The 9,117-nt window shown below is 62.0% G+C and carries 9 protein-coding genes; 7 read left to right on the top strand and 2 right to left on the bottom strand.

The window, feature by feature from the left end; translation table 11 throughout:
• Positions 1-89: 89 nt before the first annotated feature.
• Positions 90-905, bottom strand: coding sequence for a chromate resistance protein ChrB domain-containing protein (locus tag ABIB42_RS25625; RefSeq protein ID WP_429249201.1), 816 nt, complete (start codon positions 903-905; stop codon positions 90-92).
• Positions 906-1,109: 204 nt separating this feature from the next.
• Positions 1,110-1,289, bottom strand: coding sequence for a hypothetical protein (locus ABIB42_RS25620; RefSeq protein WP_005668299.1), 180 nt, complete (start codon positions 1,287-1,289; stop codon positions 1,110-1,112).
• Positions 1,290-1,548: 259 nt separating this feature from the next.
• Between ABIB42_RS25620 and ABIB42_RS25615 the strand changes: the two genes are divergently transcribed.
• The 7 genes from ABIB42_RS25615 (at position 1,549) to ABIB42_RS25585 (ending at position 9,042) form a co-directional block, all read left to right on the top strand.
• Complete coding sequence (locus ABIB42_RS25615) at positions 1,549-2,775, top strand: TolC family protein (RefSeq protein WP_005668297.1); 1,227 nt, start codon at positions 1,549-1,551, stop codon at positions 2,773-2,775.
• Entirely contained in the window at positions 2,772-3,329 is a 558-nt protein-coding gene (locus ABIB42_RS25610; protein WP_005668296.1) for a hypothetical protein, read from the top strand. Before ABIB42_RS25615 ends, ABIB42_RS25610 begins: the two co-directional genes overlap by 4 nt.
• 1 nt (position 3,330) lies before the next feature.
• Positions 3,331-4,446 carry an efflux RND transporter periplasmic adaptor subunit gene (locus ABIB42_RS25605; protein ID WP_005668294.1) on the top strand — a complete coding sequence of 372 codons (1,116 nt, stop codon included), beginning with the start codon at positions 3,331-3,333 and terminating at the stop codon, positions 4,444-4,446.
• Between the two features lie 6 nt (positions 4,447-4,452).
• Positions 4,453-7,551 (top strand): efflux RND transporter permease subunit, encoded by a 3,099-nt coding sequence (locus tag ABIB42_RS25600; protein ID WP_005668293.1) that lies wholly within the window; start codon positions 4,453-4,455, stop codon positions 7,549-7,551.
• A 60-nt stretch (positions 7,552-7,611) separates the two neighbouring features.
• Positions 7,612-7,986 (top strand): hypothetical protein, encoded by a 375-nt coding sequence (locus ABIB42_RS25595; RefSeq protein WP_005668292.1) that lies wholly within the window; start codon positions 7,612-7,614, stop codon positions 7,984-7,986.
• Between the two features lie 60 nt (positions 7,987-8,046).
• Complete coding sequence (locus ABIB42_RS25590; protein WP_273162007.1) at positions 8,047-8,397, top strand: DUF3147 family protein; 351 nt, start codon at positions 8,047-8,049, stop codon at positions 8,395-8,397.
• Positions 8,398-8,709: 312 nt separating this feature from the next.
• Positions 8,710-9,042, top strand: a complete 333-nt coding sequence (locus tag ABIB42_RS25585; RefSeq protein ID WP_429249200.1) for a PAS domain-containing protein — start codon at positions 8,710-8,712, stop codon at positions 9,040-9,042.
• Positions 9,043-9,117 lie beyond the last annotated feature (75 nt).

Here is a 9,117-nt window from a genome sequence, read left to right as displayed (position 1 = left end):
CTGTGCACCCTGCGTTTTTTACCTTCACTCATTCGCTGTCATCCTTTCGCGGACGACAGCTTAAACCACCGTCTCAGATTCGGGGTCCACTATAAACCGCTCGCCTCCGGCACAAAGCCGTCACCCACATCGAGAAATCGGACCATGGCGCCCAGCCGCAACAAGCCTGTATCGCTATCCAGACCGAAGCTCGCCAACAGGACTTCGAAAGAGACACGTTTGCCGACATGCGTGAACTCGGCTCCGTCGTAATCGAAGCCAAGCGCATTTGCAGGACACTCCTGCGGCGACGCAAGCCATACGAACGACGCCTCCTTGTCAATGAAGCGACGGATCAGCCAGGCACAGGCAACGCGATCGACCCATAGCCGGCGGCGGGTAGCCCAGACGCGGTGCCGATACTTGGTGATGTCCCGTTTTGCGATGCTTGCCTCGACTGGAACCGGTTCTCCCGTAGATAAGCTGCGTTCGCTGAGGCTGACAAATTCCGTCCAGGCGATTTCGGCCTGGCTGCTTGCCTGACCGGGAAAATAGTCCGTAGTCCGCAAGGTCTCATACTCGCGCTGAAGCTTTCTCCTGACCCGTGTGATGGCTTGGGGAGTGGCATTAGCTAACGCAGCGCTCGCATCGGCCACAGCGCTCAGGAAGACTGCGTAGTCGGCGCTGCGGTCGAAGAGCGAACGGTAGGCGGCGCTGTCGACTTCCGATTGAGGCTGAACGACCAGAAGCCACGCGCTACCGCTTTCCCGAAGACACTCGTCGGCTAACGTTCGCAACTGATGTTCCAGCTGGACGGTATGCGGCAACAGATAAGCGCCGTCTCGTAGCGGCACACAACCAAGCGCCTTGAGGGCGCGCCATATCCGGATACGAGCGGTCGCATTGTTACTCGGCAGGGTCAGCACGAGTAACTGCCATTCTGGGGGGCTTGTCATCCTGCTAGCTTATCATTTAGTAATTGCAATTACAATTATTGATACGACAGCGACAAAATAGTTCCTTAACTTCCCGAACATTTTGGATAGGAACCAATGGCGGCAGACAGGCTGTTATAATTTCGCGAAATTTACCTGGTGATTCCCTTGCGTCGGATTGTTCACATCCTCCTGCTATTGTGCTTGCCCCTGTATGGTTTCGCCATGCAAGGCAGCCTGCCGCCTGTCGCGGACGCGGTCTCGCTCGTCCACGAGCTGGAGCACGATGAGGGCATCCATCACCACCATCATGAGGACGACGGCTCCGTTCACTATGACGACTCGGATGAATCCCTCGATCACGCGCAGGAACATTCCTCGCCTTCACAACCGGTAGGCTTCGGTCTCCCGCGCCTGGTACTCCCTCCAGAACAGCCAGTGTCCGAACTGGGGCCATATGTTGCCCAGGCAGTTCCTGAACCGTTCCTCGACGGACCACACAGACCCCCAGCTTTCTCCCTCGGCCACACTGCCGGGGGAACGCTGCACGCATAATCGAAAGATGCAGGCGCAACGCAAGCTGCGCTGACGTGCTCGCCCTCGGTGATTCTGAATATCACCCGATGGAGAACACATGCGCACCTGCCGCCTGTCCCTTTACCTTATTGGTGCCGCCCTGGTCCTGCCATGTCAGGCCATCGCAGCACCGCCTCCGCCGACTGTAATCGGCACCACATTGAAGCAAGCCGTAGAGAGTGCATGGCAGCGAGCACCCGCCGCCCGCACGATCGAAGCGCGCCAGGACGAAGCGCATGCTGCGCGCGACAACGCACGCTCCTGGCTCGCCTCCAACCCGACCTTCGGCTTGTCCCAGCGCGCAGACCAGGGTTCGTCCGAGCGCGACCAGCGAGAATCCGAGATATCGGTCTCGTCCTCATTCTTCCTGCCGGGCCAGAAGAGCGCCCGCGAAGCGCTGGCCGCGCGCAGCACTGAAGAAGTCGCCGCTCACATCGGCGCCACCCGCCTCGCTGTTGCCGGCGTAGTGCGCAACCGCATGTGGGAAGCGGCGGCCGCCCAAGTCCGGCTCGAGGAGAAGCAGGACCACCTGGAACATCTTGAGGGGCTCCGTGACGAGGTGCAGCAACGCGTCAAGGCCGGCGACCTGGCACGCAGCGACGGGCTGCTCGCCGAACAGGAAGTCCTGGCGGCCCGGATCGCCGTCACGGATGCCCGCACTGCGACCCTCGAAGCGCTCGCACGCTACCGCGTCCTGACCGGCCAGTCCGACTTGCCTCCGCTCGAACCCGAAGCGCTCGCTGAAGGCAAGGCCCTTGCCAATCCACGCCTGGCAGCCGCGCAGGCGTCCGAACAACGTGCACAGGCGGCGCTACGCCTGGCCGCGGCTTCCCGCTCAGCGCCGCCGACCATTGCCTTGTCGGTTCGCCGCGAGGACGAGAGGCTGCTGCAAAAGCCTGTCAACAGCATCGGCGTAGCCCTGCAGATCCCGATCGGCACTGCCGCACGCAATCGTAGCGTTGAAGCCCAGGCGCAAACCGTGATCGCAACGGCTGCTGCGGAGGCGGCCGAGGTCCAGGCCAATGCTGAGGCCGACATCGAGATCGCGAAAGAACGGCTTGCGAATGCACGTGCTGCCCTGGAGACCGCCACCGCACGCGCAACCGCCCTGCACGAACACACTGCGCTGTTCGAAAAGGCGTTTCGCCAGGGTGAAAAAGGTCTTGCCGACCTGCTCCGTTCACGGGCGCTCACCCACGAAGCCGATGTCGCCGTCGCCCAGCAAAAAGTCGCGCTCGGGCTCGCCCATGCCCAACTCAATCAAGCCTTAGGAATCCTTCCATGAAATACCTGCACCTGTTGTTTGCCGCCATGCTCGTCATGTCGTCGGCATTCGCAAGCCCTGGCGCCCACGGGCCCAATGGCGAACACCTCGATGGCCAGGCGGCTGCCACTGGCACCGCATCAATCGTCCCCCGCATCGAGACCTTCACCGAAGCTTTCGAGCTGCTCGGCCATCTTTCTGGCGGCGAGCTGTCGATCATGATCGACCGCTACGAAACGAACGAGCCGGTACTGGGCGGCGTCCTTGAGGTCCAGTACAAGGACCTCAAGGCAAAAGCCAAATTCCACGCCGACCTCGGTGACTATGCAGTCGACGATCCGAAGTTTCTTGCCGCAATCTCCAAGCCGGGCACCCATGCGCTGCTATTCACCCTGGTCGCAGGCGAGGAAAGCGATCTGCTCGAAGGCACGCTGACGGTTACCGAAGCGCTTGATGACCACGGACACGAGCACGGTTTCAACCGCCGCTGGCTGCTGGCCGCGGCCGCAGCGCTTGTCTTGGCTGCTGCCGCAATTTTCGTTGTACGACGCCGGCGCCACGCGAAGGAAATCTAATATGAAAATGACACAACGCCTTATCGCTGGCCTGATCGCCGGCTTATTTGCAAGCTCCCTGTTGGCCTCGCCCGGCGCGCACGGACCGAACGGGGAGCACCTGGACGGCCAAGCAACTGCCACCGTCGGCGGACTGGCGCGCCTGCCCGATGGCAGCGTCAACGTTCCAAAACTGGCGCAGCGCCGTATGGGCGTGCGCACGCTGATGGTCAAGGAAGGAGAATTTGCCCGCACCGTGCAATTGAATGGCCGTGCGAGCATCGATCCGAACGCCGGGGGGCGGGTGCAGGCGCCTTTCGCTGGCCAGATCGCGCCGGGGCCAAACGGTCTGCCTGTTGCCGGCCAGCGCGTCGTCAAAGGGCAGGTGCTGGCACGCCTGCGACCGACAGGCGCCGCCATCGAGCGGGGCAATCAGGCAGCCCAGCTGGCGGAGCTGCGAGCCAACCGAGCCCTGCTGGCAAAGCGGGTAGAACGCCTGAAGTCGCTCGAAGGCGTGGTGCCAGCGAAGGAAATCGAAGCTGCCCAGGCCGAACTGACGGCGACCATTGGCCAGGAACGCGCGGTCGCTGGTTCGATTAATGGCGTCGAGACGATCGTCGCCCCTGCGAGCGGCATCATTGCCAGTGCATCGGTACTCAACGGGCAGATTGTCGAGTCGCGCGACGTCCTGTTCGAGATCGTCGATCCGCAGCGCATGGTCATCGAGGCCTTGTCGGCCGACGCGGGAATCGCCCGCAAGATCAGCGCTGCCACCCTCGTAAACGTGCCGGATGTCGAGCTGACGCTGCTGGGCGGCGCCCGCACCTTGCGCGACGGCGCCGTGCCGATCAATTTCCGTGCACGCAGCGCGACCCTCGACCTGGCCGTCGGCCAACCGGTGACGGTCCTGGCCAAGCTCGACACGAAGGTCAAGGGCATTGCCCTCCCGGCCGCGGCCCTAGCCCGCAACCCGGCCAACGAGACGGTGGTCTGGATCAAGTCCGGCGCTCAGCGTTTCATTGCCCTGCCCGTGGAGACAACCCCGCTGGATTCGCGCACAGTCATCGTTACCAAGGGGCTCAGCCCCGATAACAGGGTGGTGGTCATCGGGACCTCCCTGATCAACCAGATCAGGTGACCATCCATGTTTAATTCGATAGTTCGCTTCAGCCTGCACAACCGTCTCTTCGTTCTGGCGGCGGCGCTGATGCTGATGGCCTACGGTGCCATGACCGCATGGCGTACCCCGGTGGATGTCTTCCCCGACCTGAACAAGCCAGTCGTGACCGTGCTGACCGAAGCCGGCGGCATGGCCCCGGAAGAGGTCGAGCAGCTGGTGTCCTTTCCGATCGAGACTTCACTCAACGGCATGCCCGGCGTCACGCGCGTCCGCTCGGTGTCGGGCGTTGGCCTGTCCATCGTGTATGCCGAGTTCGACTGGGAAACCGACATCTACCGCAACCGGCAGCTCGTGTCCGAGCGGATCACGCTGGTCAAGGAACAGCTGCCCGGGAACATCTCGCCAGTGATGGGACCGGTATCTTCGATCATGGGCGAGATCATGCTGATCGCACTGCCGATCGATGTCGCGAAAACCGACCCGATGAAGGCGCGCGAGTATGCCGACTTCGTACTGCGGCCGCGTTTGCTCTCAATCCCGGGGGTGTCGCAGGTCATTCCGATCGGTGGCGAAGTTCGCCAGTTGCGCGTCGAGCCGGATACGGCGCGCATGGCGCAATTTAATGTTTCCTTGGAACAGGTGACGACGGCGGTGCGCGGCTTTGCGTCCAACACCAGTGGCGGATTCGTCGACCTGAACAACCGCGAATACCTGATCCGCAACCTGGGCCGCACCAACCGCCTGAACGACGTCAAGGGCCTGGCGATTACCTACCGCAATGGCACGCCTGTGCTGCTCGAGCAGGTTGCCAGCGTGAGCTACGCACCTGCCTTCAAGCGCGGCGACGCCGGCCTGAACAGCAAGCCGGCGGTGATCGTCAGCGTGCAAAAGCAGCCCGCCGGCGACACTGTACGCCTGACGCGCGATATCGAGACCGCCCTGGCAGAACTGAAACAGGGGCTCCCGGCTGGCATCTCGCAGCCGGTAGTCCTGTTCCGGCAGGCTAATTTCATCGACGCTTCCATCGGCAACGTGGTCGAGGCCCTGCGCGACGGCGCGATCCTGGTCGCGATCGTCCTGTTCGCCTTCCTGCTGAGCGTGCGCACGACCGTGATCTCGCTGATCGCCATTCCGCTGTCGCTGGCAGTGACGGCGCTTGCCTTCCACCTGCTCGGCCAGTCGATCAACGTGATGACGCTGGGCGGCCTGGCCATTGCAATCGGCGAACTGGTCGACGATGCCGTGGTGGACGTCGAGAACATCGTACGCAGGCTCAAGCAGCGCGGCGAAACCGGCCAGTCGGTGCTGGAAACCATCTGGCATGCCTCGGTCGAGGTACGTTCGGGCATTGTCTACGCGACGGTGATCGTCGTGCTCGTGTTCGTGCCGCTGTTCGCCTTGCCCGGCATCGAGGGCCGGCTGTTCGCGCCGCTGGGCATTGCCTACATCGCCTCGATCCTGGCGTCGATGCTGGTGTCCATGACCGTGACCCCGGCACTGGCCTACTACCTGCTGCCGAAGATGAAGCGCCTGCACCGCGGCGACAGCCCGATCGTGCGCCGCATGAAAGCATGGGATACCGCCGCGTTGAACTGGTCGTTTCCGCGCATCCGCATGATGCTGGCGGTGGCCTTGATCGCGGTGCTGGCGGCAGCGGCATCCGTGCCGTTCTTCCCGCGCGCGTTCCTGCCAGCCTTCAACGAGGGCTCGCTGGTGATGGGAATGACCTTTACGCCGGGTACCTCATTGGCGGAAGCGAACCGGATGGGCTCTCTTGCCGAGACCCTGATCGCGCAAGTGCCGGAAGTGACCAAGGTCGGGCGCCGAACCGGACGTGCCGAACTGGATGAGCATGCGGAGGGTGTGCACTCGGCAGAGATCGATGTTGACCTGAAACCGTCCGAGCGCTCGCGCGAAGAAATCATGGCAAGCATCCGCAACCAGCTGTCCGTGATTCCCGCCTCTGTCGCGATCGGGCAGCCGATCTCGCACCGCCTCGACCACCTGCTCTCTGGCGTGCGCGCCCAGATCGCCCTGAAGATCTATGGCGACGACATCGACACGCTGCGCGGCCTGGCCGACGGCCTGCAGGGCCGCTTGCGCGCGGTGCCGGGCCTGGTCGACCTGTCGGTCGAGCGGCAGGTGCTGATCCCGCAGATCAAGGTGCGGATCGATTACCGCAAGGCGGCGCAGTACGGCCTGGCGGCGGGCGATGTGCTGCAGGCGCTACAGGCCCTGGCCGAAGGTACGCGCGTCACCCAGGTCATCGACGGTCCGCGTCGTTTTGACCTGGTCGTGCGCCTGGCCGACGTCGACCGTTCGCCGCAGGATCTGGCACGGGTGATGCTCACCAGCCCTGCAGGACAGATTCCGCTCTCGAGTGTCGCCACCGTCGAGGAAGGCGACGGCCCGAACCAGATCGGCCGTGAGAACGGGCGCCGCCGGATCGTCGTCTACGCAAATACGGACGGCTCCAACATGTCCCGCATTATCGACGACGTGCGCAAGACGGTTGCCGCCAGCCAGCTCCCGGGCGGCTACTTCGTCAGTGTCGAAGGCCAGTTCCAGGCCCAGGAACAGGCGCAGCAGCTGATCGTGGGCCTGTCGCTGGCCTCGCTCGTGCTGATCTTCCTTGTGCTCTATTCGCGCTATCGCTCGTCGACGCTGGCACTCGTCATCATGGGGAATATTCCCTTCGCCCTGGTCGGCAGCGTGGTCGCCATGTGGATTGCCGGCGTGTCGCTGTCGGTCGCGTCGATGGTCGGTTTCATCACGCTGGCCGGCATCGCAACCCGTAACGGCATCCTCAAGGTGAGCCATTACATCAACCTCTGCAAGTTCGAGGGCGAGACCTTCGGCTGGCCGATGATCGTGCGCGGTTCGATCGAACGCCTGACGCCGGTCCTGATGACGGCGCTCGTCGCGGCTTTCGCACTGACGCCGCTGCTGCTGGCCGCGGACGCGCCGGGCAAGGAGATCCTGCATCCGGTCGCGGTCGTGATCTTCGGCGGCTTGATCAGTTCCACGCTGCTCGATTCGCTGCTCACGCCGCTCATCTTCTGGAAGGTCGGGCGCCACCCACTTGAGCGGCTGCTGGCTGACGAAGGCAAGGATAGCTATTGACAGATACGGGCCAAGTGGCGGCGCCCGTCCCAAGCCGCCACACCTCATTGGAGTCTGAACATGAAGAAGTATTTTGCGGTAGCAGCCCTCGCAGCTGGCGTCATCCTTTCGGGTAGCGCACTCGCGCATGGCGCCAAGCCCAAACACGGTGGGATCGTGCAGAGCGCAGGCGACCTGGCATTCGAACTGGTGACCAAAGACGACGGCGCCACGATCTATGTTGATGATCATGGCAAGGATCTGCCGACCACTGGCGCAACCGGCACCCTGACCGTGCTGAAAGGTACGGAAAAGACCGAAGTACCACTCGAGTCCGGTGGCGGCAATACGCTGGTCGCCAAAGGGACTGCAAAGCTGGAACCAGGCAGCAAAGCCGTTGCGGCCGTGACGTTTGCGGACAAAAAGACCGTCAGCGTCCGCTTCTCGGTCAAGTAATACCGGTCCGGTGGCCGCTGCGGTGGCCACCGGAAGACTCAGCACAACAGAGGATAGACGATGAAATGGCTTATCACGAAATACCTGATCACCGCAGCCGTTGTCGTACTGGTTTCTGAGGCCGCAAAGCGCAGTGATCGCTTCGGTGGGTTCGTCGCGGCCCTACCGATGATCACACTGCTCACCTTGGTGTGGCTGCATGTCGAAAACCAGCCAGAGGCCAAGCTGGCGAACCACGCCTGGTACACGTTCTGGTACGTGGTGCCGACTCTGCCGATGTTCCTTGCGTTTCCGTGGCTGCTGCCGCGCTTGGGGTTCTGGTGGACCTTGGGCGCCTGCGCACTGATCACGATGGCTTGTTTTGGCGCGTTTGCACTCGTAATGAAACAATTCGGCGTCGTTCTTCTTTAAGCATGCTCCTGATACGCAGCAGGAGCAGCGAGACAAGAATAGCCTGACATGATGCAGGGATGAGCCTCGAGAAATAGGTGTAAAAAGGCATTAAAAGCGGAGACTGCGATATCAACAAACAGCCACAACGCGAGACGTCCGCCCGCGAATTTGATGTCGTGCGAGAATGTAAAAATAGAAGCAGTCTTGATAAACGCTGTGCCCGTTGTACTCGAAGGACCGGATGTTCCTTGCCCGCGACTGTTCAGCCTGGCATTGGATTTGTTCGCACCTCCGTTTTTCTGTTATTAGTCATATACAACCAACTTAGCGATGCCGGCACCCGACTTCAGAGTCTTGTTCGACGCAACACCGTCTCCCTATCTGGTACTTGACCCTGATTTGCGTATCGTGTCGGTCAATCAAGCCTATTTGCAGGCGACCAGCACGGTATACGACCAGATCATCGGCCGGGAGATTTTCAACGTCTTCCCGGAAAATCCCGACGACCCGGCAGCCAGCGGCGTCCCGAACCTGCGTGCTTCACTCCATCGCGTCCTGCAGACGCAATGCGCCGACACGATGGCCATCCAGAAATATGACATCCAGGTCAACAGTCCGGAAGGCGTTCGTTTCGAGGAGCGCTACCCCCCGGTGTCAGAATAGTTGTCGCGTCACCTGATGAAGTAAATACCAACCGGGGACGGGCAAGAGAGATCGTGTGAAGCAGTATTCAGCAGA

The organism is Massilia sp. UYP32, from assembly GCF_050434365.1.
Classification (GTDB): Bacteria; Pseudomonadota; Gammaproteobacteria; order Burkholderiales; family Burkholderiaceae_D; genus Telluria; species Telluria timonae.
This window is presented reverse-complemented; position numbering and strand designations above follow the sequence as displayed.